This is a genomic window from Cohnella terricola (assembly GCF_007786475.1).
In the GTDB taxonomy this organism is placed as follows: Bacteria; Bacillota; Bacilli; order Paenibacillales; family Paenibacillaceae; genus Cohnella; species Cohnella terricola.
On record NZ_VNJJ01000029.1, the window covers coordinates 1 to 26,627 of the forward strand.

Annotated in this window: 25 protein-coding genes; 8 read left to right on the plus strand and 17 right to left on the minus strand. The window is 47.8% G+C overall.

Going from position 1 to position 26,627, the window contains the following annotated elements; genetic code table 11:
- Positions 1-325: 325 nt before the first annotated feature.
- Positions 326-793, minus strand: a complete 468-nt coding sequence (locus FPZ45_RS24655) for a hypothetical protein (protein WP_144707318.1) — start codon at positions 791-793, stop codon at positions 326-328.
- A 172-nt stretch (positions 794-965) separates the two neighbouring features.
- Positions 966-1,418, minus strand: coding sequence for a DUF4279 domain-containing protein (locus tag FPZ45_RS24660; RefSeq protein WP_144707319.1), 453 nt, complete (start codon positions 1,416-1,418; stop codon positions 966-968).
- Between the two features lie 581 nt (positions 1,419-1,999).
- On the opposite strand from FPZ45_RS24660, the gene FPZ45_RS24670 reads away from it, so the two are divergent.
- Entirely contained in the window at positions 2,000-2,926 is a 927-nt protein-coding gene (locus tag FPZ45_RS24670; RefSeq protein ID WP_144707320.1) for an NAD(P)-dependent alcohol dehydrogenase, read from the plus strand.
- 16 nt (positions 2,927-2,942) lie between these two features.
- On the opposite strand, the gene FPZ45_RS24675 is transcribed toward FPZ45_RS24670, so the two are convergent.
- From FPZ45_RS24675 to FPZ45_RS24685, 3 genes are read right to left on the minus strand one after another with little or no spacing between them, the layout of a single operon-like run.
- Positions 2,943-3,929 (minus strand): ABC transporter ATP-binding protein, encoded by a 987-nt coding sequence (locus FPZ45_RS24675; protein WP_144707321.1) that lies wholly within the window; start codon positions 3,927-3,929, stop codon positions 2,943-2,945.
- A gap of 6 nt (positions 3,930-3,935) precedes the next feature.
- A complete protein-coding gene (locus FPZ45_RS24680) occupies positions 3,936-4,733 on the minus strand; it encodes an ABC transporter permease (protein ID WP_144707322.1) in 798 nt (265 codons plus the stop codon).
- A gap of 9 nt (positions 4,734-4,742) precedes the next feature.
- A complete protein-coding gene (locus FPZ45_RS24685) occupies positions 4,743-5,543 on the minus strand; it encodes an ABC transporter permease (RefSeq protein ID WP_186438562.1) in 801 nt (266 codons plus the stop codon).
- Positions 5,544-5,824: 281 nt separating this feature from the next.
- Between FPZ45_RS24685 and FPZ45_RS24690 the strand changes: the two genes are divergently transcribed.
- From FPZ45_RS24690 to FPZ45_RS24715, 6 genes are all read left to right on the plus strand, one after another.
- Positions 5,825-7,315, plus strand: a complete 1,491-nt coding sequence (locus FPZ45_RS24690; protein ID WP_144707324.1) for a 4-hydroxyphenylacetate 3-hydroxylase family protein — start codon at positions 5,825-5,827, stop codon at positions 7,313-7,315.
- Entirely contained in the window at positions 7,278-8,714 is a 1,437-nt protein-coding gene (locus tag FPZ45_RS24695; protein ID WP_144707325.1) for a 4-hydroxyphenylacetate 3-hydroxylase N-terminal domain-containing protein, read from the plus strand. The genes FPZ45_RS24690 and FPZ45_RS24695 overlap by 38 nt, the downstream gene beginning before the upstream one ends.
- A gap of 43 nt (positions 8,715-8,757) precedes the next feature.
- Positions 8,758-9,621, plus strand: a complete 864-nt coding sequence (locus FPZ45_RS24700) for an ABC transporter ATP-binding protein (RefSeq protein ID WP_342780095.1) — start codon at positions 8,758-8,760, stop codon at positions 9,619-9,621.
- 193 nt (positions 9,622-9,814) lie between these two features.
- Entirely contained in the window at positions 9,815-10,465 is a 651-nt protein-coding gene (locus FPZ45_RS24705) for an ABC transporter permease (RefSeq protein ID WP_222430816.1), read from the plus strand.
- Between the two features lie 16 nt (positions 10,466-10,481).
- Positions 10,482-11,261, plus strand: coding sequence for an enoyl-CoA hydratase/isomerase family protein (locus tag FPZ45_RS24710; RefSeq protein WP_144707327.1), 780 nt, complete (start codon positions 10,482-10,484; stop codon positions 11,259-11,261).
- A 5-nt stretch (positions 11,262-11,266) separates the two neighbouring features.
- Complete coding sequence (locus FPZ45_RS24715) at positions 11,267-12,376, plus strand: ABC transporter substrate-binding protein (protein WP_144707328.1); 1,110 nt, start codon at positions 11,267-11,269, stop codon at positions 12,374-12,376.
- Positions 12,377-12,446: 70 nt separating this feature from the next.
- Here the strand turns inward: FPZ45_RS24715 and FPZ45_RS24720 are convergent, their stop codons facing one another.
- The 12 genes from FPZ45_RS24720 to FPZ45_RS24770 all read right to left on the minus strand — a co-directional run bounded on the left by FPZ45_RS24720 (position 12,447) and on the right by FPZ45_RS24770 (position 25,093).
- Positions 12,447-12,872: a PaaI family thioesterase gene (locus tag FPZ45_RS24720; protein ID WP_144707329.1), complete on the minus strand. Its 426-nt coding sequence runs from the start codon at positions 12,870-12,872 to the stop codon at positions 12,447-12,449.
- 24 nt (positions 12,873-12,896) lie between these two features.
- Positions 12,897-14,450 carry a class I adenylate-forming enzyme family protein gene (locus FPZ45_RS24725; protein WP_144707330.1) on the minus strand — a complete coding sequence of 518 codons (1,554 nt, stop codon included), beginning with the start codon at positions 14,448-14,450 and terminating at the stop codon, positions 12,897-12,899.
- On the minus strand, positions 14,435-15,472 hold the full coding sequence (locus tag FPZ45_RS24730; protein ID WP_144707331.1) for an alcohol dehydrogenase catalytic domain-containing protein: 1,038 nt from the start codon (positions 15,470-15,472) through the stop codon (positions 14,435-14,437). Before FPZ45_RS24730 ends, FPZ45_RS24725 begins: the two co-directional genes overlap by 16 nt.
- 201 nt (positions 15,473-15,673) lie before the next feature.
- Positions 15,674-16,369 carry a CPBP family intramembrane glutamic endopeptidase gene (locus FPZ45_RS24735; protein ID WP_186438563.1) on the minus strand — a complete coding sequence of 232 codons (696 nt, stop codon included), beginning with the start codon at positions 16,367-16,369 and terminating at the stop codon, positions 15,674-15,676.
- A 404-nt stretch (positions 16,370-16,773) separates the two neighbouring features.
- Positions 16,774-16,938: a hypothetical protein gene (locus tag FPZ45_RS25485; RefSeq protein ID WP_186438564.1), complete on the minus strand. Its 165-nt coding sequence runs from the start codon at positions 16,936-16,938 to the stop codon at positions 16,774-16,776.
- A 2-nt stretch (positions 16,939-16,940) separates the two neighbouring features.
- Positions 16,941-18,704, minus strand: a complete 1,764-nt coding sequence (locus FPZ45_RS24740; protein ID WP_144707333.1) for a glycoside hydrolase family 2 protein — start codon at positions 18,702-18,704, stop codon at positions 16,941-16,943.
- 5 nt (positions 18,705-18,709) lie between these two features.
- Complete coding sequence (locus tag FPZ45_RS24745; RefSeq protein ID WP_144707334.1) at positions 18,710-19,966, minus strand: family 1 glycosylhydrolase; 1,257 nt, start codon at positions 19,964-19,966, stop codon at positions 18,710-18,712.
- Between the two features lie 15 nt (positions 19,967-19,981).
- Positions 19,982-20,800, minus strand: coding sequence for a carbohydrate ABC transporter permease (locus tag FPZ45_RS24750; RefSeq protein WP_144707335.1), 819 nt, complete (start codon positions 20,798-20,800; stop codon positions 19,982-19,984).
- A gap of 12 nt (positions 20,801-20,812) precedes the next feature.
- Positions 20,813-21,703, minus strand: a complete 891-nt coding sequence (locus FPZ45_RS24755) for a carbohydrate ABC transporter permease (RefSeq protein WP_144707336.1) — start codon at positions 21,701-21,703, stop codon at positions 20,813-20,815.
- Between the two features lie 68 nt (positions 21,704-21,771).
- Positions 21,772-23,082 carry an ABC transporter substrate-binding protein gene (locus FPZ45_RS24760; RefSeq protein ID WP_144707337.1) on the minus strand — a complete coding sequence of 437 codons (1,311 nt, stop codon included), beginning with the start codon at positions 23,080-23,082 and terminating at the stop codon, positions 21,772-21,774.
- Between the two features lie 139 nt (positions 23,083-23,221).
- Complete coding sequence (locus tag FPZ45_RS24765) at positions 23,222-24,250, minus strand: LacI family DNA-binding transcriptional regulator (RefSeq protein WP_144707338.1); 1,029 nt, start codon at positions 24,248-24,250, stop codon at positions 23,222-23,224.
- Positions 24,251-24,643: 393 nt separating this feature from the next.
- A complete protein-coding gene (locus FPZ45_RS24770; RefSeq protein WP_144707339.1) occupies positions 24,644-25,093 on the minus strand; it encodes a MerR family transcriptional regulator in 450 nt (149 codons plus the stop codon).
- A 175-nt stretch (positions 25,094-25,268) separates the two neighbouring features.
- Between FPZ45_RS24770 and FPZ45_RS24775 the strand changes: the two genes are divergently transcribed.
- Positions 25,269-26,120 carry an aldo/keto reductase gene (locus FPZ45_RS24775; protein WP_144707340.1) on the plus strand — a complete coding sequence of 284 codons (852 nt, stop codon included), beginning with the start codon at positions 25,269-25,271 and terminating at the stop codon, positions 26,118-26,120.
- The last annotated feature ends 507 nt before the right edge of the window (positions 26,121-26,627 follow it).

Sequence of the window (26,627 nt, forward strand, 5' to 3'; positions counted from 1 at the left end):
AAACTCTTCTAGGTTATATGGATAAAAATCACCAATAGGTTTTCCGTTTATGATTTGCTTCAAAGATTCCTCTAATAAATCCATATTTGTTCCTCCGCTCTTGGAGAATTTCGTCTAACGTTCTTGTATTCACGACGTCCCTCCACCTTAAGCCCGAAGGGCGGCCGCGATGCGGTTAGGTGGAGGGATGTGTCCGGCTGAATCTGCTTCCCTGCTACTGAAAATCCATCCCCGAATTCACTTCTAACCTCTGCCGGACCGAGGGGTGAATGGCCCGAAGCGTGAATATGGTGTTATACGAAGCATTGGCCTTCCTGAGATACAGTCAGAATTCTACATCTTTAAGTTCTTCAATATGCCTTTTAATGTGCTCTGGTATTTCTGCATTTGTTATTACTTCAATCTGAATTCCATCATTATAAATGTCGAGATAATTCCAATATACAATTAAATGATTTTGTTCTTTCAAATACTCAAATTCCATCCAGCCATCTGCAACTAACTCATTTCTGTTATTGAATACCATGATTCCAGAATACCTATCTAATGATCCATCTAAATAAGATATACACTTACCTTCAATACAGCTTTCAGACCAGTCAAAGAAAAGGTCCTCACTGATTGAATGGTAGTGAAGCAAATCCTTAATTAATTGACTTTCAACTAATTCCCTTAAATCTTTACCCATAGTAATTGAGAGACCTAAATCCTCATAATTAGGTTTCATCATCATCTTCTTCTCTTTGGTTTTATTATCTCTTGCCAATGTTTCGTATAACGTTGTTGTATTCACGAACCCGAGAACCTTAAGCCCCAACAGGGCGGCCGCGACGCGGTTAGGTTCGCAGGGTTGTCCGCCTGATCCAACTTCATCGAAATGCCTCGGGCGGACCGAGGGCCGAATGGCTCGAAGCGTGAATATGGTGTTATAAGATGTCCCCGCCTTCTTGAATCACTTGCAAGAATTATTCATCAAATTCAGACTTGTAAGGGTTTGCGTAAAGGTCAAAATGAATTTCGGCTCCAATATTATTTGCCATTCTTATAAAATCTTTATTTATTGATATTGCGGGTGTATTTCCCTCATTTATTTTGATTACTAACATGAAATAACATTCTAAGTTATATGTCTTACATATTTGATTGATTATTTCTTCTTTTCCTTCTAGTTGTTTGATTACTTGATTTATCTGTTCATCGAGATCATGTGTTTCCTCATACTCCGTTCCAATTTCCCATGCGGTATCTTTCCAATGAGTTGTTTTTGTATATGTAACGTTTGAATTTGGTTTTCTTCGAATTTCTTCTCCTTTAACATGTTCATGGGTTGATTGTAACTGCAGCCCATTTGATATTCTTTCAATTGGAAATTCCTCACCATGTATACTGAAGTAAACTTTCGCATTTGTCTTCTCCAATCGAATTACCTCATAACATATGTTTTTGATTTAGCGGGGATTTCTTATAACATCTATTTTACGAAGTTCGCAAATAACACTAGTTCGAATATATTTACGAATACATATCTCCCCACACACCACAATAATACCACAAGAATGGATAAAATTGTCGGATTAATCCATGCGAAAATCCCCCTAGAACCCGTCTCTAGAGGGATTAAACTTTCTCTATAACACCTTCTGGCGCTACTCTTTCATCGCCTTTTAAAAATCATAAACACTGATTTTTATCGCCACCACTTGTGATACGGTTCTCCGCGCTGACTGTAACGGCAAGTTTTAAAGGCCATCCGTGAGACAGCCCTGTTTGCAAGAATTATTCCACTTCGGGATCAGTGAAACATGCCGCCGGAAGCCTCGAAACGCTGCGCGTTCATCCAGCCCATCTTCTCCGTACACAAAGATGCGACAACAACGCCGATCCAATTGACTTAAATCAATGAGCCCTCCACCGGTACGAGTTATACTCGTTTACGTACACATAGAAACGCTTATTGATGCGGCGAAGCGAAAACAAATCACGTTAAGGAGCAGCCCCCATGAATGCGATGGTATGTACGCAGTATGGCAGAGAGTATGCATTCTCTCCGAAAGAATTCCCTCTTCCCGTCCCCAAGGATCATGAGCTTCTAGTTCGAATCCATGCTACGACCGTTGCTTCCGGAGACGTCGTTCGAGCGAAGCTGGGCGGATTTATGAAATCCAAGACGGGCGTGTTGGGGCAGGAATTTGCAGGCGTCGTCACCGCCATCGGTTCGAAGGTCACGAAATATCGCGTGAATGACCGCGTCTTCGGGATCGTCTCCACGAATACGCACGCAGAATATATGACGGTTTCGGAAAAGGCGTCCGTTGGCAAAATCCCCGAGTCCGTAACCTTCGATGCCGCCGCGTCCTTGCCCTTTGGCGCCAATACCGCACTTCATTTTCTGCGGAAGCTTTGTCATATTCGCAAAGATCAGCAAGTGCTTATTCATGGCGCCTCCGGCGCGATCGGAACATTCGCGGTTCAATATGCCAAATATGTCGGCGCCGAAGTAACCGGCGTATGCAGCGCGAAAAATCTGGAACTCGTCAGAAAGATCGGCGCGGACGAGGTCATCGACTATACGCAGGAGGATTTTCGCAGCCGCAACAAACGATACGACATCATCTTTAACACGGTCGGACATCTGCCTTACGGCACCGTTAAGCATCTGCTCAAGGATAAGGGCATCTATGCAACTACCTACCTGAATGGCCCGCTTGTTGCGCGATCCGTCTGGTCCCGAATGTTCGGCGGTAAGAAAGTCAAATGCGGGATTGTCCTCCACCAACCGGGCAACGTTGACGTCGTCAGCGAGTTATTAGCCCAGGGAGCGGTTCAAGGCGTGATCGATTCGATCTATCCACTTCACGAGCTTGCCCAAGCCTTCCGCCTCGTCGAGCAGGGTCACAAAACCGGCTCCGTCATCATCCATCCGTGAAGAGGGATATGCCCGATTATGCCGTATAGATGTCGCGAATAACGTCCTCGATCGGAATGTTGCGAATGTTGATATCCTGTACCGGCAGCTTGCCGAGCAGTTCGTAAACAAACTGGCGCAGATCATCTTCGTCAAGATCGAGTTCGATCGTCGCCGTCAATTCATCCGAGGAGAGCAGCGTGTACTCGTCCAATCTCCCGCGGTCAAGCGGCTCCTTGAACTGCACGTCGATGAGCTTTTTCTTCGAAAAATAATGCCCAAGCCGCGACATGCCGTTATCGTAGACGACTTTCCCCTTGTTAATGATCGTCACGTTCTCGCACAAGTTCTCCAGATCGGACATGTCGTGAGTAGTCAGAATAAACGTTGTCCGCAAATCCTGATTCACCTGCTTGACGAACTTGCGTATGTTCTCCTTCGAGATAATGTCGAGCCCGATCGTCGGCTCGTCTAGGAACACGAGCTCTGGCTCATGCAGCATCGCGCAGACGAATTCGCATTTCATCCGTTCGCCGAGCGACAGCTGCCGGACCGGCTTATGGACGACGTCGCCGATCTGCAGCAGCTCCTTGAAATAATCGACGAGCTCCAAGTACCGCTTATGCGGCACCTTGTACATCTCGCGGTTCAGCGCGTAGGTGTCGATCGGCGGCAAATCCCACCATAGCTGCGATTTCTGGCCGAACACGACGCCAAGCTTCTTGACGTACTTCTGCCGCTCCTTCCAAGGCACGTAGCCCATGACGTTGACCTGCCCTTCTTCCGGGTGCAGAATGCCGGACAGGATCTTGATCGTCGTCGACTTACCCGCGCCGTTCGGGCCGATGAGTCCGCGGATTTCGCCTCTTTGCACCTTCATGTCAATACCGTCTACGCCATACACCGTCTCGTGGTTGCGGCTCCACAGCGACTTGATCGCAGCGCCGAAGCCTTCTTCCCTTTTCGACACCTTGAAAGCCTTCTTCAATCCAATGACGTTGATTATATAATCGTTCTCTGCCATGTTCGGTCAGCCCCCCGCGCTCGTATAACGATTCAAACTGCGATTCCAGATCCAGACGCTGATGGCGAATACCGCGAAGCAACCGACCGCTGCAGTCGCGTTATCCGAACCAAGCCGGTCGAGCAGCGCCTGCGAAGGCACGTACGCCCAGATCGCGAACGGGAAAACCGTCAGGAACAGCTTCTGCAGCAGCTTCGGATAGATGTTGATCGGATAGTCGCCGAAACCGAGCAATCGTTCGACGAGCTCTTCCAGTCGGCCGACTTGGACGAGCATGATGACCATCGTGCATAGCAACGTCATGACCCCCATGTACAGCACGATGCTGCAGGCGAACGATGCGAGCGCGAGCAGCACCTCCGCCGGTCCCGGCACGAGATCGAGCCTGGCGAACGCGTACCCCGTCAGAACGCAGCCGGAAATGAGCGAACCGATGCCCTTCAAGTTAAATCCGCTGCACAGCAGCACGCCAAGCGGAGGATACGGCTTCACGAGCAGCCGGTCAAAATCCCCTTTGCGCACGAGTCCGTGGGCGACGTTCATGACGTTGCCGAACAGTGTCTGTCGCAAGCCGAGCCATAAGAGCAGCAGCCCTTGGAACAACATGATCTGGTCCAAGTTCCAGCCCGGATACCCCTTCGTCTGCGTGAAGAATATATACTGGAGGAACGGAGCCGTCCCGGAAAATAAAATCGACGTCAGTACCCCGATCACAAAGTCGAACCGGTACGCCATCGAGCGCGACACGCTCAGCTTCATGTTCCAATAATACAGCTTCAGCAATCCCGTTATGTTAGCCGTCATACGACGCCATCAACCTCCCACCGCGCAGAACTTCCGAATCGCGACTTTCCACAGCAGGTGGCACAAGACGAAACCGCCGATAATCCACGCCAGTTGCGCAAGCACGATTTCTCCCCATGAGCCCCAAGAACTGACGCTGTCTTTGTTCAGGAACACTTGAATCGGATAGTAGAAAATATATTTGAATGGCAAAAAGTCGCAAACCCGCTGAAGCCACGCCGGGTAGAAATCAAGCGGGATCAGGCCGCCGCCGAGCAGGTTCATCGAGATGTAGACAAATTCGTTCAAACCGCTGTTGCTCTTGAGCGCGAAAGCCGTCATACCGATCAAGTAATTGATCAGGAAAAACAGACAGAAGCTCATAATGCAGACCACGACGAATTTCAGCAGCGACAGCGCGGTCAGGAAATCCGGCGGATAGATCAAGCTGTAGATGATAAGATCCGGCACGAACTCCAGCAAAATGCCGGTTATGCGCAAGGCGACGGCCGAATACAATTCGAACCAGAATATATTGATCGGCTTCAAGAGATGAATGCTCAAGTCTCCCGTCACGATATAGTCGGATATTCTTCTCTCGGCGAAGTTCCAAATGAAGATCCAGACGAAGGTGATGCCTGCCGTATACCAGATCATTTCGGAGAGGGTATAACCCTTGATCTCCTCCGTGCCGTTGTGAGCGAATATGCTGCGGTAGAGGAAAATGTTCACGAGAAGGATAAACGGGTGGATGGCGATCGAGATGAGGAAGCTATTCCGATACTGCATGAATTGCTTGATGTTCGTTTGAACGGCCTTCAGAAAAAACATAACGCGCATCCCCTATAAAGTGGTAATCCGCTTATTATACGAGTCCAATACAGGGATTCACAGGTGCGTTTCTACGATTCGAATGTGCGTTCCTACGGCCGGGAGTGTTGACAATTAAAACAGCCGATGATAACATGACACCTATTAACCAAGAAATTTAATAGGAATACAGCGAAATGCGATCTACCGGACCACCGGAGACACTCTGCCATTTATCATTCATGGGACAGATGTGTCTTTTTTTGTATTCAAATACAACATGAAGGATGGTGACCATTCGTTTGAACACAAGAGGAAAGCGTTTCGTTGAAAGCTTGAAGGACGGACGTAGCGTCTGGCTAGATGGAAAAAAAGTGGAGGATATCACTACGCATCCTGCATTTACCGGAGCATTAGGTACACTCGAGAATCTGTTCGATATGTTGAGCGATCCTGTGATGCAGAAGAAAATCGGCTTCCGGAGCCCAACAACAGGGGAATACGTACACAATGCCTTTTTAGTGCCAACAACGCAGGAGCATTTAAGGCAGCGAAATGAGGCATTCAAAATATGGGCAGATGCCACCTATGGAGTAATGAGTCGCTTATCCGAATTCGCACGCACACTCATTACAAGCTGGCATGCCACCAGTGAAATGTTCCGTGAGTATGATAATCAGTATCCCGACAAAATTCGTCAGTTCTACGAATTTGCTAGGGATGAAGACCGCTTCGTTATTCAAGCTTTCGGAAATCCGCAAATCGATCGATCGAAGGATGCGGTCGGGGCAAGCGATCTCGATGCACATTTAAGAATTGTACGCAAAACAAGCGAAGGCATATATATCAAAGGAGCCAAGACGGTTGCTACCGGTGCTCCGTATGCCCACGATTTAATTATTGCCCCTAACTATCAGGTAAAAGACACGAATCCCGAGTATGCGCATGCTTTGATCGTACCCTTAAATGCTGAGGGCATTCATATGATCTGTCGTGAATCATATGCCTCAACGAACATGGATGAACACCCGTTAAGCGCTCGATTTGACGAAATGGATGCGGTCATTGTTTTCGATAATGTCTTCATACCATGGGAAAGAGTGTTGCTGCATGATCATCCGGAAGCTGTCTGGAAGTTCTATAACACACTGAAATCCAACGCGCTTACCTTTCATCAAACCGTCGTTCGGTTAGTATCCAAGTTAGAATTCATTACCGGCATAGCGTTTGCTATAGCAGAATCGATTGGTGTCCATACCTTTTTGAATGTACAAGAGAAGCTAGGCGAATTAATAACGCAGGTAGAAACGATTAAAGGTCTGATGCACGCCTCCGAAGTGACAACCAGAAGAGATCAATTCGGCATGTTAATCCCCTCTTCCGTTCCATTGCAAACAGCAAGAAACCTGGGAATGCGATTTTACCCACGAGCGATAGAAATCTTGCAGCAAATTGGAGCCGGCGGCTATACCCAAACACCATCAACGACCGTTGAGAATAGTGGAGAAATTCAAGCCTACATAGAGACCTACTATCGAGGAGCTAACGTTTCCGCCGCTAAGAAGGTCAAGCTGTTCAAAATAGCATGGGATATCGTTGGAAGTCCGCTCGCTTCTCGCCATGAGCTGTACGAACGATTGTATGCAGGCGATCCTTCGCGAATGTATGCCATTCAGTACCTTGCATCCGACAAAAAAGCTTTAGAGGAACGCCTAGAGCAGTTCTGGAATTCCGCTGGAGGGAGTGACGCCGTAGATGAATTTAGGGGAACAGTATTTGCAACGGATAAATGATGGCCGAAAGGTCTGGTTAAGGAATCAAGTCATTGATCATGTAGCGAAGCATCCTGTCTTCGCGGAGACGACACGAACGATCGCCGATCTGCTAAATAAACAGACGACCCCCGAAACTTGCGAAGAATTGAGTTATACCAACCAGGATAATACGTCTCGTACGAATATGGCATTTCTTGTACCAAGATCTATAGAGGATTTATTCAGACGACATAACGCTTTCAAATATTATGCGAATGCGACATTTGGCGTAACGGATGGGCTGTCCCAATATGCCCGATCGGTGCTTACTGGGCATTATGCGAGTCGGAACTTTATTGGAATTGGCAATCATTATTCAAGAAAGCTTGAGGCGTATTACAAGCTTGTTAGCGAGAATGATCTTCTGTGTACGATTGCCTCGCACGATCCTCAGGAAAATCGATCGCATCTGCCTTCCAAGCTAGACGGCTCTGATTCACGATTGAGAGTTGTTAATGAAACGAAGGAAGGAATTATTGTACGGGGAGCAAGAATGGCTGCGGCAAATGCTCCTTATGTGGACGAAATTCTCATCTCATTCTATGACCCGCGATCACGAGAGGATCAACACCATGGCAGTATGTTTGCCGTTGCAGCCCATACACCTGGCGTACATATCGTTTGCCGTGATTCTTTCGTGACAAAGGAAATTGAAAACCATCCTCTCAGCGGACGTTATGAGGATATGGATTCTGTAATCATTTTTGACGACGTGTTGGTTCCTTGGGAACGTGTATTTATCGCGAGTGATCCCGAGGCAATCAAGAAAGTCCAACAGGATCCTGTTGCCGCAGCCTTGGCGCAGCATCAATCTGTTGTTCGTTTGCTTAGCAATCTCGAATTTATTGCAGCCGTAGGTCATGCGCTGACATCAGCGAGTGAAGTCAAAACACTGCTGCATGTTCAAGAGAAAATGGGCGAATTGATTATCCAACTGGAAGCCATTAAAGGCTTGCTCCTATCCGCTGAGCACCGCTCTTCTCCAATCTACGAGAATATATGGTTGCCTGACGAAAGAACGCTTCATACGGCACGCAATCTAGGTGCGCGCTTCTATCCGCGCAGTATTGAGATTCTACAGCAAGTGGGTTCGGATACACTCTTGCAGAATCCTGCAACTCTTGAGGAATTTAATGGTCCGATCGGTCATTTATTGCGCAACTATTATCGCGGAGCAGATCGAGAGGCTTTAGAACGAACGAAGCTTATTAAGCTGGCTTGGGACTTGGTTGGAAGTCCCCTTGCAACTCGCCGAAAAATTCAAGAGCAATTTTTCTGGGGAGATCCCGTACAAGCCCTCGCCGTTCAGTATGAGAATTATCCCAAGGAGTCGCTGACCGAAGCCGTGTGGAAATTAGTTGAAACCAAATCAAGGTGAAGATACGAATCAACCTTGTGTAAGGACCTGAGGAGTGAAAATCTTGTCTTCAACAATTCGTGGACATACAGAGTCTAGTCTAGATGTGCCAGCATTAGAGTCAGAGGACAATGCAGCCAAAATTACGATCAGCAACGTTGGCAAGGTCTTTGTATCAGACAATAAATTGACCACCGCGTTGACAAAGACCAACCTCATCGTACGTGACGGCGAGTTTCTCGTCATTGTAGGACCTAGCGGATGCGGTAAAACAACCTTGCTTCGCATATTAGCCGGGTTAGAGACGCCAAGTTTCGGAGAAGTGAAAATAGCCGCATCGAATTCCGATCGTCCTCTTCATTCGATGGTCTTTCAGGAGCGTTCGATCTTTCCTTGGATGCGCGTGATTGATAACGTCGCTTATGGTCTGCGGGTTCGTGGCGTAAACCGGCGGGTTGCATTAGAAAGGGCGAATGAGTTTATCGCTAAAGTTGGACTCACGAAGTTTGCTCAAGCTTATCCCCATGAGCTATCAGGCGGTATGAAGCAGCGTGTCAGTATTGCCCGTGCTTTTGCCAATGATCCTGAAGTGCTTCTGATGGACGAGCCGTTCGCCTCGCTGGATGAGCAGACCAAGCTCTTAATGCAGGAAGAGCTGCTGCACATCTGGGACGAGAACAAAAAAACAGTTGTCTACGTGACTCACAGTCTCCAAGAGGCAGTATTGCTAGGCGACAGAGTTATTGTTCTTTCTGCGCACCCTGGTCGAATCAAGGCAGAGGTAACCGTGAACTTCCCGCGTCCAAGATATCATCAATTGACGACAACACCGGAATTCTACGCACTCACATCCCATCTATGGGAGCTGCTTAAGGACGAGGTAGTTACAGCTAATCAGCTTGATGGTCTATATACCAATCAGGAATGAGGAAGAAGGATTCAACATGAGCCCAGACCTAACATCCAAAGACGGGACAGCCCATATAAGCAGAGAAATTCTGCGTGCGAATCGAAATCGCAAGATCTTACATCACTCCCTCTCCATCGCAATGCCATTTTTCTTACTGTTGTTGTGGGAGATACTTTCAAGGCAAGGTTGGATAGATACTCGCTTTTTTTCGATGCCTTCTCAAATCGCCGTAGCGTTTTGGAAGCTTATCGAGAACGGGCAGCTCCTAAAAGACGTGACTGCGAGCCTCACCCGTGTTCTGGTCGGCTTCGCGATTGGAGGAATACCCGGTATCATCATCGGTATTCTAATGGGGCAGTCTTCGGTCATTCGCTCCCTGCTGAATCCGATTGTAGCGGCGATCTATCCGATTCCAAAGCTGGCGATTTTACCGTTGCTCCTCTATATTTTCGGGTTGGGTGAAGCCTCCAAATACGCTGTGATTGCAATAGGCGTTTTCTTCATTCTGGTCGTGAATACGATGACCGGAGCGATGGGAGTGCCCGCCATCTTCACGGAAGTAGGCAAAGAATACGGCGCCAGCCGGTTAACCATTTTCCGTACGATCGTATTACCTTCAGCCTTACCCGTTATCTTCGCAGGTATTAAGCTGGCCTGGGGTACTGCGTTTCTTCTCATCGTAGCGGCAGAATTTGTCGGCGCCAAATCCGGAATCGGTTATTTGATCTGGAACTCGTGGCAAGTGTTCTCCATCGAGCAAATGTATGTCGGACTGATCGTAATTGCATTTCTAGGGTTTATCACGCTGTTAATTCTAGATGGGCTGGAAGCGAAATTATTACCTTGGCGCAAACATGTTTGACTGGGAGTGATCGTCTATGAACCACAAGGTAATCTATGAAAAACGAAAAGATGGCGTTGCCTCCGTCGTCCTTAATCGGCCGGATAAACTAAACGCATTAGATGTTGAAGCAAAGCTCCGGCTAGGCGAGATATGGGACGATATTGCGGAAGACCCCGAGGTGCGTGCCGTCCTGCTCTCAGGTACAGGATCACGCGCTTTCTGTGCTGGATCGGATATTAAAGAAATGTCGCAAACAGGAAACATCATATCTACCAACGGCCTTCAGCGGGCACTGCCTAGCTTAACGAGACCTTTGGATAAGCCCGTTATTGCCGCATTGCATGGTTACACTATCGGGATGGGATTAACGTTAGCCATCCACTGCGATATTCGTATCGCTGCGAAGAATACCGTGCTGGGTTTTCCGGAAGTTAAGCACGGTATGCTCTCTGGAATTAGCGCCGTTCGACTTCCGCTAATTATTCCTACTGGTTATGCGATGGAGCTGCTCCTTACTGGCGAGACGATTACAGCAGAAGAGGCTTTACGTATCGGTTTAATTAACCGCATCGTAGATGGAGACGTACTGGAAGAGGCTGAAAAATTAGCTGTTAAGATTGCTGGTCTGCCAACGCCGGGCGTTCAGGCTACAACCCGTTTAGCTCGAATCGCTATACATGACATCGTATTGGCGCATACTGCCGATATTGATCGAGAGCGCTTAGGTATCGAACAAGCCGCCGGCTTCGTCGATCGTGCGCGTGCATTCACAGAAAACAGAAATACTTCCAACAAAAATAAACCCGGAGAGTGATCACCATGCATAAAAAATTGACAAAAAACCTCCTATTTAGTGTTTGCCTTATTGGGCTCCTGCTCGTAGCTGCCTGCGGTACAGCGAATAAAAACGTTACTAACGACAATGCGGCCAAGAATACTTCCGAACCTGTTCAAACTTCATCGCCAGTGAAGAACGAGCCGGCCAAAGCGCCAACTAAAATTAAGGTCGGAACTTTAAAAGCATTAGCTGATGCACCTATCTACATCGCTCTGGAGAAGGGCTATTTCAAACAACAAAACCTTGATGTAGAGGATGTCGCTTTCGAGACCGGGGCTGCGATGATTACTCCGCTCACCGCAGGTCAAATCGAGGTAGGCGGCGGCGGAGTAAGCGCCGGATTCTACAATGCGCTTAGCCGTGGCTATGATATTCAAATTGTCGCAGACAAAGGCCATGTCGGCAGCGACAGCAATTATGTAGCTTTCTTAGTCCGCAAGGAATTGATCGATTCAGGCGAGATCAAAGACTTTAAGGATTTGCGCGGCAAAAAGATCGCCATTGTCTCCGCAACGGGTTCCAACGCCGCTCATCTGTCTGTTGCCCTAGAAAAAGGCGGTCTTACCTTTGACGACATCGAGCTGATTGAGATGACCTTCCCTAACATGGGAACGGCTTTCGGAAGCGGCGCTATTGATGTAGGCATTATTCCCGAGCCGTTCGTTGCTCGATATGTAGAAAACGGTCTTGCCGTGAATTGGAAAGGCGTAAATGATGTTATCCCAAATGCGCAAACAGGCGTACTGTTCTATTCCAACAAATTCGCTAAGGAAGATCCTGAAGCAGCTAATCATTTTATGGTTGCCTATTTACAAGGGGTTCAAGATTACAATAATGCCTTCTTCAAGAAAGAAGGCTACGATGAGATCGTTAGCATCTTAACAAAGTACACTACTGTAAAAGAAGCTGATCTCTATGAGAAAATGGCCCCTGCCGGACTCAATGCCTCCGGAGAAATCAATCAAGAATCGCTTGAATTAGATTTCAATTGGTATAAATCGCGGGGCTTGATCGAAAAAGAAATTGATCTTAGTCAAGTCATTAACTCCTCTTTCTTAGAAGCTGCTCAAAAAGAACTCGGCAATAAATAATAGTAGATAGAGAATAACAGCCTTCGTTCGGAGTAACCTACTCCAAACGAAGGCTGTTATCTTTGTAGACCTATTTTTTTATTTTTAGAAAGCTAGCCGTTGAATAGGCCAATAAATTACCCTCTTGATCCTTAACCTCTCCCTGGGTCGTGAATGTACTGTTCGTTCTATGAACGACCTTACCTATTGCTGTAATTGTTCCCTTGCTTGCACTTGAGAGGAAATGGATCGACAATTGGGTCGTTACGACCGGATTAGATTCAAGTGATTTGATTGTGAGCCCCATTACGCTATCCAATAATGAAGCATAAATACCTCCATGAGTCGTTGCATGTGAATTCGTATGAATCTCAGGGTTAATCTGGAGGGAGATGACAGAGTTATTTTCCGATACGGACTCCACCTTCATCCCTATGTATTTCCAGAACGGTATTTGTTCATGTTTGTCTTTGATTTCAAGCAGATACTTATCCAAATCCTTATTGGTTTGTTCCACTTCTTCACCTTTTTTCCTACAGTATTATGGCAGCAGTTTGCCCGTCACAGATGCTTGGTCTCCGACCAGCAAGTGCTTTAATACTTTGCCGTAATGGGACCGGGGCAGACTTTCCACAACCTCGATCCATTTAGGCTTCATATAGCTGGCTAGATGCTCACGGCAATGATCGGAGATCTCTTGGTATGTTACGGAATGACCTGGCCGGAGTACAATGAATGCCTTCACGCTCTCTCCCCATTCCCGATCGGCCACCCCTAACACCGCCGCTTCAACAATAGCCGGATGCTTTACCAGCACATGTTCAACCTCCTGAGGCAGGATAGAGCTTCCGCCGCTGCGTATGACCTCTTTCTTCCTGCCTACCACATACAAGTAACCCTCCTCATCCAGATGACCTAGATCACCCGTATGAAATTCGCCATTGTAGAGTACGGCATTCGTAAGATCAGGCTGGTTCCAGTAACCCTGCATGAGGTTTGAACCCTGGATAACGATTTCTCCGTCTGAATGCGGCGGCAGTTCTTGCCCATCCTCGTTCTGAATGGTTACGCGATAACCCAGCATCTCACGACCAGCGCTTCGAATTAACCGTTCAGAACGTTCCTTATCTAAGGTAAACTCCTTAGGAGACAAATAACAGGTCCACGATGCCTCCGTCAGTCCATATAACACGCCAATCTTCGGACCTAACAATTCCAGATAGGAGCGGAACACATCCGGCTGGACGGCACCCGCTCCGATATCAATCGTATGCAATGTAGCTAACTCAGCCTGTACAATACCGCCATCCAATAGCCTCACAAGCTGTGTAGGGACCAAGGAGGTTGCGGTAGCTCGATGCTTACTTACAAGCTTACCTAACTGCTCGGCTTCAAACTTTCCGCCTAATACTACGAGTGCACCGCCAAATAGATGAAACAAGTTATTGATGGCTGCTATCGGCCAGAGAGGCCTTACATTAAGGAAGACATCGCTCGACACAACGGGTCTTCCTATTAACGCATTTGATATGATTTGACATAAGTTAGAGTGATTCAGCATGACCGCCTTAGGTTGACCTGTCGTTCCCCCCGTATAGTTAAGGCTTGCGAGAGTATCATGCTTTATCGGATTTGACCAGATAGGACTCGCCAGCTTAAGAATCTCCTCGTAGTCCAAAGCTTCTCCCGACTTCCCATCTGTCGATACTACGATAATATGGCCTAACTCTTGGCAGACAGCCGTGATCATCTCCAGATGCTTCTTGCTTACGATGATCGCGCTAGCGCCGGCATCTTTAAGTTGAGATACGATTTGTTCTCGGCTTAAGCGAGGATCGAGCGGAACTCTGACAAGTCCTCCTGCCATCACGCCATAATCTGCCTCAAGATACTGTCGACTGTCATCATGCAATAACGCCACACGATCACCTAGATTTAGCCCTAATCCGATAAGCGCATTGCCAACTCTATTTATTCTGGATACGAATTGAGACCTTGTCCAAGTTACCCCATCCTGATCAACCAGAGCCGGCTTATTAGGAGCTTGACGGGCAAATCGGTTGAAATAATAAGATAGATTCAATGTTCTCTCCATCCCTTCATTACGATCCTGCCGGATACGCCACGCTGCTCCAGAATGGAATGGGCCTCTGCGGCACAGGAAAAGGGAACGATTCGATCAATAATAGGCTTTACTTGCCCAGAGCTTATGAGATGAAGTGCACGCTGAACATCTTGCAGCGTTGGATTACCCGACCCTTCAATACGCAACCGTCGACTAATAACGAGCCCTGGATCAAGCTCGACTTTCTTCATCTCTGTATTACCCAGCACAACCGCAATTCCGTTCGGGGCAAGACACCGCAAGGATTCGCCAAAAGTGGAGCTTACTACATTTTCAAGCACCGCTTGAACACCTTGCTTTCCCGTAAGCCGCCATACTTCTGCAGAGAACTTAAGATCCGTACTTATAACGACTTCATCGGCGCCAACTGATCTAATGATCTCTTCTTTGGAAGCGGAAGATGTAATCCCGATGACTCTCGCACCTCTGCTTTTGGCTACTTGAATCTGATGAAGTCCGAGACCTCCGCTTGCACCGGTGATGAGCACGGTGTCCCCGGGATGTACATTTGCTACTGTCACGACGGCTCTCACACTAGTACCGATTGGGCATACAGCTAGTGCTGCAGCTTCTGGCAGAATATTTGCAGGAACAGGAATAACATTCCTGCTCGGGACACAGACATACTCCCCATAACCTCCCGGGCGGTTAGAGCCAAGAATGCCACTATTTCTACATAGATCTTGGCGGCCTCTTAAGCAATATTGACATTGATTACAGAACATCCGATGGAAGAGCACGACCGGTTGTCCGATTTGAAGGCCGCTCACTTGTTGTCCTAACTCTACTACTTCTCCAGCCACTTCATGTCCCAAAATACTCCCTGCCTGCGGTCCATGCAGCTTACCGGCTCTGTCCAATAGATCATGGTAGCAAATTCCCGTCGCTGTTACTTTTACCAGCACTTCGCCAAGACTGGGTTTAGGCTTTGGAACGTCCTGCACGACTAAACAATCCGGTCCTCCAATATCTCTCATAACTACAGACTTCATTGTTTGTATTCTCCTTTTGCGTCCGCATGTTATCCACTGTGAAAAGCATAGAAAAAGCTCTTAAAAACCTTGCCCACTGAGCAAGATTTCTAAGAGCTACCAGTTGTCTGGAAAGCTTATATCATGTAAAAAAGGGACTAATCCTATTGTTTTTAATGGGTTAAAATATATCACGATTCATATAAATCGTCAAATTTTCATTCATGCAATACGTCGGTTGCTAAGCCTACTCATAGGCCTCCTCGAAATAAACCATGCCGTAGCCAGCAACGCAAACGCCACCAGAATTCCCGACTCTCCCGTCCAGAGCAGTGCGTTCTTGCCTTGCGAGAAAGCATCGAAGACATCCTGGATTACCGCATTCCAGGATGCATGCAGGAAGACTGCAGGCCATACGCTGCCGGTTTTCAATCGCATACGTCCAATGATGTAGCCGAAAGAAGCGATCGAGATCATAAATAGGAGAACGGACAGCGCGGGGTAGGGACCGGAATTATAATTCCCGGCTATCATCACAGGAAGATGCCATAGCCCCCAGATGATTCCGCTGATCAGCATCGGGTAGGGAATGCGCGCGTCGATCAGCCTGGTGAGCATATAACCCCGCCAGCCAAGCTCTTCTCCCACGCTTCCAATCAGACCGACCGCGGTGCCGACAATCATTTGCAAAAGTAACATGGCTATGAATGTAATCGCAGGCGAAGCCTTGATGAACGTGTCCGGAGTGACGTATTCCACCAGCCCCGTTATCCAAGCCGTTCCGTATGCGACCAGGCCAATAACTACTGGAAACAACAGAATAAAAGGCAATGTCCTCCGTGCAAGCCGCCCCCCTATCTTCAAGGAAATATCCGCTGCTCCTTCACGCAGCAGCACACGCGCTAGGATAGAGGCCAATCCTGGTGCCCACATTAAGAATAAGACAAAGATCTCGGACTTCATTGCCAGCACATAGCCTAGCGTGGAGAAGGGGATAAGTATAGCAAAGAAGACGAGAAGTCCTCTTCTGGAAAGGCGAGTACGCTCCCTCTCTCTATCCGTACTTACAGCAGGAACACTGTGAGAATTGCTTGTCATGATGATAGCTCCTTATTTCGAGTTATGTATGTTCTTTTAGAATCATAACAATAGCTCCACCCTGATCAGAACCAGCCCAGGTGGAGTTTTTGCCCCGACCAAAGCCTCGTTAGAATGCGACTTCAGTCTGTAATAAGCAAGAGAGCACTTCCAGAAGATGATCTGAAAGTGCTCTTGCGCTATTCTGTAATGACAAACTGAAGGGCCATCCTCTTTCGTTGATCTTATAGATTTTCGAGTTCTTTTACTTCCATGACTTTCTTGTCAAACCGATACGCTGCAGTGATATTTTTTATAATCTCAGTATTCTCGTATGCAAGGGAACCCTCAGACTCTAAAGTATCAAAGATTGAAAAAGAGATGATGCCTGTAAGGACATCATCTCTCAAAACTAAGATTCTCCTTTAACGAGTTTCCGAATGATCTCAATCGGCGCTTTCGGTATACGGTCATAAGTGAGTAACCCGTTAATTTCCTGTTCTACATCGGTTAATTGGGTATAACAAAATCCTTGTATGATCGGCGACATACACATCGGTCCTATGACCGCCCGTAACCTCTGCAGGAAATCTTCCTCGTTATCCGCTCCTGAGTACCCCCAGCCTTCCCAATCGCTCTTTTGATAAGAGATACCCCCGAACTCAGTAACGAGAATCGGTTGTCCCTCGTAAAGAACTCCTCCAACGAATATCCTTCGATTGGCAGGCATGGCGTTCACCGCGCTTTCAACCGTCGCATAACGCTCTGTAAGCACCTCTTCCTTCCACTCGTAATCATGAATACAAACTAAATCAGTCTGCATCATTTCCCATCCATCGTTGAAAACAACTGGACGCGTATCGTCTAGTGACTTCAGAAGATGATACATAGACAGCCCGTGCTGTTGCTGCCTGCTATCGACTTGAATATTGGGCACGCCCCAGCTCTCGTTCAGAGGAACCCAAACAACAATCGAGGGATGATTATAATCCCGTTCTACAATCTCATGCCATTCTCTCGTAAATTTACGAACATATTCTTCCGAATAACTGTAGGCATTAGCGCATTCTCCCCATACGAGCAATCCCTGACGATCGCATTGATATAGGAAGCGAGGATCTTCCACTTTCTGATGCTTCCGTACCCCGTTAAAGCCCATCGCCTTCGTTAGCTCAATATCCTTAAGAACCGCATCTTCGGAAGGCGGAGTGAGTATGCCATCTGGAAAATAACCTTGATCAAGCACTAAACGCATGAAGTATGGACGGTTGTTCAAATTGAACTTTCCATTCTCGATGGACACCTTACGCATGCCGAAGTAACTATCGCACCGATCGGTCTCGATTCCGTTTACGAGAAGCTGAAGCGTAATATCGTAAAGGTTCGGTTGCTCGGGGGTCCACCAACGACCTAGACCGTGATCGTTAAAATCATGAAGCCGGATCGTACGCGTCTCTTCCCGATTTCTCACCGTAAAGCATTCTTCCGCTACTGCTTCGCCTTGAAAACTAATGCATAACCTCATCCGAACGTCCTGTTGTCCAGTCAAGCCGGACGTAAACATTCGCACCTCGATATCGTTCTGGTCAATATCCGGCTTGAATTTTACTTTAGCCAAATGAACAGGGTTAACCGGTTCCAGCCAGACGCTTTGCCAAATGCCGGTTGTCCGAGTATAGAAAATGCTTGCCGACTTCTCTTCCCAATACTGCTTGCCACGAGGCAACGTCAAATCCTTACTATCGTCCCTGGCGCGAACGACAATGATATTTCCTTCGTCTTTCAGAAAATGGGTAATATCGGCATGAAAAGGAGTATGCCCACCTTCATGGATTGCCGCTAAATGTCCATTGATCCATACGTGCGCCTCATAATCTATCGCACCGAAGTGAATGACGATTTGCCGGCCGCTCCATCCTTCCGGAACGTCGAACCTTTTACGATACCAGACCAAATCGTGAAAATCGGTGTCGCCAATTCCGCTGAGAGGGCTCTGGTAGGCAAAGGGGACGCGAATCGTTCGTTCAAAGGGCTTTTCTTGAACGTACCATTTATCCCGATCCCCGACTCTATCGTCGTCATAAGCGAATTCCCAATCTCCGTTCAGGCTGATCCACTCCCGACGTTGAAGCTGCGGACGCGGATACTCCGGTCTGGGCATAGGAGTAGGGTTCATGCTTATCAAGCCCCTTCCTCTTCCGTTGAAGCGCCGATTCGGGAACGTCGGATTTCTTCCTCAAACCTATCGCACGCGGCGTTCTTCACTCGCTTCAAGGTCCCGTCAGCTTGCTGCTCCAACGTAACCAATCCGAAAGTAACGATATTCTCCTCTAGCGTCTGGTCGTTGTTTCGATAAGGCCAGTCCACCATATCGAGGAACGGGAACCAAGTCACGCCGATCAGATCGACGCCCCTGTCCGCTATTTTCCTGCAGGAGACGAATAACTCCTCCATCCAGTCGATGCGTTGCTCGATGGTTCCTTTGTAGCTTGTTTCGGTTATGAAAACAGGCTTCTTGTAGCGCCTGTAAATATCTTCTGCGATTTGGATCAAATGCTCGCCGGTTCCGGGAATGACCGAAGGAACGAGCTCCCGATCCAACGTTTCCCGTGTAATCTCGTTAACGGAGAATTGCGGGTAGTAATTAATGCCTACGATGTCAAGTTCCACCGCGCGCTCCCGATACCAGGAGAAATCTTCTTCGGTCATGCCTTGATCAATAAGCCAAGCATACAGCGGATGACCCTTACCGACTAATCCTTGAATCAGTTCCCACATCATGTAACGGATCTCATTCCATAAGGCGGTTTCTTTCGTAAGCGATGGATCGCTCGTTACGAACAGCTTTGACGCTTCCACATGCACGAACAGCGCATCGCTTCGTTGTTTCCGAACCGCCTCCATCGTAAGAATGATCCCTTTGGACAACTGCTTCATCAATTGCACGAATCCCAAATGACCCTTCATATAGGGCGGCCAAGTGCCCGTCCAGCCGGACCACTCTGCATTAATGTACGGCTCGTTCAGCGGAGTAAAGTAACGGACAAGCTCTCCGTACCGCTCGGCGAAAGCCGAGGCGTACGATGCGACTCGTTGCGGATATTGTCCGTTCATGAATTCGTTCTTGAGCCAAAGCGGAGTCCCGTAATGCATCAGATCGATAATCGGCGTCATTTCAGGGTGCAAGGTAAAATCCTTCATCACCGGATCCACCCACGACCAGTCGAAAACGCCAGGCTCCGGCTCCACTTTATACCATGGAATGCCGTAACGGATCATCGTTGCGCCGGTAGCACGGGCAGCGTCTAAGTCTTCTTTCCAGAATCGGTAGTGCTGCGTCAGTTCGTATTCATCCAGCGTTCTCTCTTGTCTGTTCGTTTGACCGATAAACGTATCCTCTATGCCAAGCGCCCATATCCATGGTTCTTTCTCTCTCATCGGGTCCACTCCTATTTATTTAATTCCGGTAAAGGCTATGCCCTGAATGAAATATTTCTGTGCCATCAGGAAAGCGATAACCAGCGGGGCTAACGCCAACGACGCTCCCGCAGTCAACACGCCGTATTCGACCACATGTTGTCCCATGAACAACGCCAATCCCGCAGGGAGCGTCCGAAGGGTATTGTTATTGGTCATAATTAGCGGCCACAGCAGATCGTTCCAGTTGTACATCACATGGAACAACGCCAAGCTAGCCAGCGCAGGCTTGGCAAGCGGCAAAATAATGTTCCAGTATATTCGGAATTCGGAGCAGCCGTCGATTCTAGCCGATTCGTCCAGCTCTTTGGGAAGTCCGATAAAAAATTGGCGTAGCATGAAGATGCCGAATGCGTTCGTTGCGCGTGGCAGAATTAGACCGATCCAGGTGTTGATCCAACCGAATTTGTTCAGCATGATAAACAGCGGAATCATCGTAACTTGAACCGGAATCATCAACGCAACAAGCACTAACACAAACAATAGGTTTTTTCCGCGGAATTGAAGTCTGCCAAACGCATACGCAGCCAACGAATCGAGCAGCAACGACACTAAGGTCACGCCGCCGGCGAACAAAACCGTATTTTTTAAATATTGCATAAACGGGATCCGACTCCAGACATCATGATACGCAGACAAAGTAAACGTGTCCGGCCACAGAGTCGGAGGGAAACTCACGATTTCGTTTTCCGGCTTCAAGGAAGTCAGCACCATCCATAAGAACGGGAATGCTATTGCGACTGCTGCAAGAAAAAGGAGAACGTACGAAACCGATCTGCCAGCAACTTGCCTCATTTATTTCACCCTCTAGTTTGTTTCGTTAAATTTGAATATCCGCAGTTGCAACAACGTAATAAGAAGCACGACTACGAACAACAACGCGGATGCGCTGGATGCATAACCCATATCCAGTTCCTCGAAGCCATAATGATAGATGAAATAAACGATTGTTTCCGTCTTGAACACCGGGCCTCCCCGGGTCATGACGTACACCTGGTCAAATACTTGGAAGGAGGAAATGATCGATATAATGACGACAAATAGCAGCGTATGACGCAGCATTGGCAAGGTTACGCTCCAGAACCTTCTTACAGGGCCTGCCCCGTCCAGCTTGGATGCCTCGTATACCGATTCCGGGATTTCCTGTAGGCCGGCAAGAAAAATAACCATATTAAAACCAATATTTTTCCAGACTGCGACCATGATAACAGCCGGCATTGCCCAAACGGGATTTCGCAGCCAATCTTTAACCGGGATACCCCATTCTTGAAAATAATGCGAAATCAGCCCGATGTCAGGATCGAGCAAAAAGCTCCAAATAATCGCGATGACAGCGAAAGATGAGATAACAGGCAAAAAGTAGATCGCTTTGAAAAACGTCATCCCGCGAAGCGGCAAGTTGATCAAGACAGCCAACAATAGCGAAAGCACGATTCCTAATGGAACGGACAGCAGCGTATAATAGCCCGTCTGCCGGACGGAATTCCAGAACCTCTCATCTTGCATGAGCGCACGATAGTTACCCAATCCGACGAAAGGATGCATAGCGTCGAATAAGTTCCAATTATAGAAGCTTAAAATAAACGAATTTATAATCGGCCAAAATACGAACAATCCCAGGACGAGAAAAGAAGGAAGAAGGAAGTAGAGCGCCGTCTTTTCCTGCCCGAGAAACCATTTCCCCCGCTTTGCATGCATGGGTTTCCCTCATTTCTGAATGGAGCCGAACCCTTCAGGCTGGCTCCATTCCACTCAAATTCGAATGCTTATTTTCCCGATAGCAGCCCGGACAATGTCTTGTCCGCATTCTGCAGCACTTCTTCGACAATCTTTTTATTTATCGTTATGAATTGAATAGCGGGAACAATCGCTTCATCATTAATATTCGCGTAATTTTCAAGTCCGGATAAGTAAAAACGGGCACTTGAAGACGTGGCAGCAAACTTCGGCACGAAGGCGTTCTCCTTGAGTTTCTCGTTATCAAGCATATCGGTTCGAGTTGGCGGGAAGCCGCTATTTAACGATAAGTACTCCTGTGATTCCTTGCTATTCCAGAACTTCATGAATGCTAAGATTTCGGCTTTATGCTTGGTGTTCTTGCCAGCTACTAGAGCTACGGAATCAGCTAGCGTAACCGGTCCCCCCGGTCCGACCGGAATTGGGGCCACATCGTAGTTAAGACCCGCGGAAGTGTAGCCCGCCGTCATCCAAGGACCGTTCATTTCCATCGCCGCTTTGCCGGACTGAAACAATTTATCCGCTTCAGCGCCCGTCAGTCCGGTTGGCGTTATCTCTTTATTGTTAACGAGATCGGACCATACTTTGAAAGCCTCGACCGTCTTCGGATCAAGCATCTTGCTTTGCCCTTCGGCTTCGAAGTCTCCGCCGTTGCCCCAAACCAAAATTGGCCACATTGGAATCGTGGCATGATCCGCAAGCACAAGCCCGTACTGCTTGTCATTTCCGGACGTCTTCGTCGTCTTTATGATGGCATCCTGCCATTCAGCCCAGGTCGTTGGCGGCTTCTCTGGATCAAGTCCCGCTGCTTTAAATAAATCTTTGTTGTAATACAGCATCAGCGTCGCGAAGTTCGCAGGTGCCGCATACCACTTGCCTTCGTATTTCAATACTTCCGTAAGCCCCTGCGGGAACATTTCTTCCGTCAGATCGCCTTTGTAAAGCTCATCGAGCGGAAGAATCAGATTCGATTTGGCATACTTTGGAATTAAAGAGTAGCTGAATGCTGCCATATCGGGTCCTTCGCCTGTCATCCAAGAGGTTGGAAGCTTGGCCAGCAACGTATCCCATGGCGTAATGTCCATCTTAACGTGAATGTTAGGTTGGGAATCGTTGAACTTTTGTACTAGAGCTTCATAAGCCGGACGGTCTGGACCCGTGAATCCGTTCCAAAAGGTCAGTTCGACCCTCTCCCCGGTAACAGCTCTTGCCTCCGAGTTCGGCGAGCTTCCGGCGTTGCCTTTATTGTTCGAGCCGTTGCCGCAAGCCGCAGTTAATAAGACGATCATTGATGTAACCATCGCGAGCGCTGTCATTTTCCCGTAACCTTTAATTTTCATGTTGCTACCTCCCCATTTAACTTAACTTCCCATGGTGCCATTTCTTTACCTAAGTTAACGATTCTATGGCTTGAGAGGCTATCACCTCCTTAAATTTAAATCGATTTAAATTTTGAATAAAAAATTACGGAAGATTTTTTTACCCTCCGCAAGATTCCCTGATCATTAATTTCGTTTGCAGCACCGTTTTCTTCTCGATGTCCTCTCGCCCATTCAAAACACCAAGTAATTTCTGTGCCGCAAGGATACCGGTTTGCTTCATGGGCTGGTGTACTGTCGTTAACGTCGGATGAAACATGCTAGCCATATCGATATCGTCGAATCCCACTACCGAGATTTGTTCCGGAACCTTAATCCCTCTCTCCAGCAATTGCTTCATCGCCCCAATGGCCATCAAATCGTTGCCCGCGAATAAAGCATCGAAAGGGATCTGACGATCGAGCAGTTCCGCCACCCCTTCATATCCCGCTTGCACGGATAAATCTTTCTCGATAACGAGCTCCTCGTTAATAGATATCTGATTCTGTTGATGGGCTAGCCGATACCCTTCCAACCGATCTCGCCAGACTTGGTGGTTCAATGGGCCTGTGAAGTGGACGATCTTACGCCTACCAAGCTTCAGCAGGTGATTCGTCGCAGAGAACGCTCCCGTTACATCGTCTCTCTCGACAGTATAGATGTCATTGTTAGACCATGGCCCAAGGTACACGACCGGAAAACCGGAGTCGACCAAGCGCAGGAAATTCCGATCATACAACGAGGCTGAGGATACGATAACACCGTCGGCTCTTCGGTTTCGAAGCACCTTCTCGTACGCGGATTGCTCGTCACTCTCTTCCGCAGTCGTGGATAGAAGCAAGTTGTATTCGTTTTCGTTCAGCACCTCGGTGATCCCTTCCAAAAGCTTGGCAAAATAGGGATGAGAGAATACGTGATGCGACGTGTTCGGGATGATTAGCGCGATTGTCTCCGTCTTCTGGGATCGAAGACTTCTTCCTATCTCATTGGGGATATAGCGTAGTTTATCCGCCGCCTCTCTAACGAGTTCGCGAGTCTTAATATTAACGCGAGGATCATTGCCGAGAGCCAATGAAACCGTTGCAGGAGATACCCCAGCCAACCTAGCGACATCCTTCATCGTCGTATGACCGTTGCCATTGCTCATCATAAAAATCACCTTTTAAATCGATTTAATTAATTAATCTCAAGATAACATCGCTTTCATTCGCCGTCAACCATTATCTTAAGTGGAGTACTTTCTGTGCACGTACAAAGTAGACACGGGCTTTTGCCCTATTTATGATACGGTTCTCCGTATCATCTATAGAGCGAAATCGAAAGGCACCCGAGTTGGGTGCCTTCGGAAACAAGTATGCCCTTTTCACTAATCGTAATTGTCCGAATCAGAGTGGTACTCGCACAACTCAAGTCCCGTTTCCTCATCAACTAAACCTTCCCAATCAGGATCGAACTCAGTTGAACAGACCTCACACACCCCGACATTATGTTTATGTCCACAGAATGCATTATTATCGATGATTCATCTATTGTATCCGTTCTCTCACGCCTTCCGAAAAGAGGGCGAGTAAAATACGTCACAATGCATATGCTGAATTTTGTCCCAGTTGCCGGGATTGGTTGTGTCTGGAGAGCGGTGCTCCAGAATGGCCTGATATAGGGCGGTTTTTTGTTCCAAATGAGCAACGTGCTGCTTGGCTTCTTCGAGCTTAACGAGCGCCGCTTCTTTATGCTCCATCATGAGTGTGTAGCGTTGCGGAATGGTCGAATCCCCTTCGAGACAGAGGTCGACGTACATTTTAATGACTTCAATCGGCATCCCGGATTGCTTGAGGCATTTGACGCCATGCAGCCAGTTGATCGATTCTTCGTCGAACATCCGAATGTTGTTTTGATTGCGCTGTACGCTTGGCACCAGGCCTTTATCCGTGTAAAAGCGCACAGCGTGCTCGGTGAGTCCCGTTATCTGGGCGGCTTCTTTGACCGTTTGCATGTGTAACCCTCCTTGAAAAATAAAATTTTGAGAGACGGCTTGACTTCGTGTAACACGAAGGCGATAGGCTTATTGTAATCCAAATCGGCCGTAAGCGAAATCCTCGCTGAGGTGTCCGATTCCTGGGATTCGCGGTCGTTTGCCGTTTTACATTTGAACACTAGGAGGAGTTACAATGCAAACCGTAACATTGAACAACGGAGTGAAAATGCCGATCATCGGCTTCGGTGTCTACCAGATTCCCGATGCTGAAGAATGCGAGAATGCGGTATATGAAGCGCTGATGGCTGGTTACCGTCTGATCGACACAGCCGCCGGTTATCTGAATGAGGAAGCAGTCGGACGTGCGATCAAGCGCAGCGGCGTACAGCGTGAGGAGCTGTTCATCACAACCAAGCTCTGGGTTCAGGATGCCGGCTACGAGAGTGCCAAGCTGGCGTTTGCCAAATCCTTGAAGAAGCTACAGCTCGACTATCTCGATCTGTACCTTATCCACCAGCCGTTCGGCGATTACTACGGCGCTTGGCGTGCGATAGAAGACCTGTACCGCGAAGGCAAGGCCAAGGCGATCGGTGTCAGCAACTTCCTGCCCGATCGTCTGATGGACCTCATCGTACATAACGAAATCGTGCCCGCCGTCAACCAGATCGAAACGCACCCGTTCTACCAGCAGACTGAGAGCGCGGCTTTTATGAAAGAGCAGGGAGTTCAACATCAGTCGTGGGCACCGTTCGCTGAAGGACTTAACGACATGTTCGGCAACGAAGTGCTGGCCTCGATCGCAGAAAAACACAACAAGTCCGTCGCCCAGGTCGTGTTGCGCTGGCTTGTTCAGCGTGAAGTCGTTGTAATTCCAAAATCGGTGAGAAAAGAGCGGATTGTGGAAAACTTCGACATTTTCGATTTTGAGTTGAGCGCGGACGATATTGAACAAATTTTCACCCTCGATACGCGGGAAAGTCTTTTCTTATCCTACCACGATCCGAAATTCGCCAAGATGCTGGGCACCTTGAGAGTCGATCTGTAAACCTTGATCGAACCGTTTATCCTCATCTGGTGAAGCCTATGCGCAACAATTAGCAAGAGAGGCAATGGAAGATCATGTGTGACGAGAAGGAGAACGCCGCATTGGACGTTCTCCTTTGTTTGGGCTTAGTGGAGCGTGTGGTGCTGTGGAGGTAGAACAATGGCTGGCAAAACACGAAGGGAACTTCTACTATGACCTAGGTAGAAGCGGAAAGAACTCCGTTATGGAGATCGGCAAAGAATTTGTTCATGCGAAAAGTTTTATCCGATAGAATGTTGGACGTGTTCTTTACCGCATGTATTGATATGACATGTGACAGCGGAGAATACAATACATCAAAAATTTCGCCGTCACTTATGGTAAGGTTCCCCGTACCATCACTAGACTAGAGTAAAGAACTGAAAATAAATTCAGCCCCTCCTCATCAAACCGTACTTGAGGTTTTCCCTCATACGGCTTTCCGATGTTCGTCATTCATGTGCATGCAACTTACAATAGCGTTTTAAG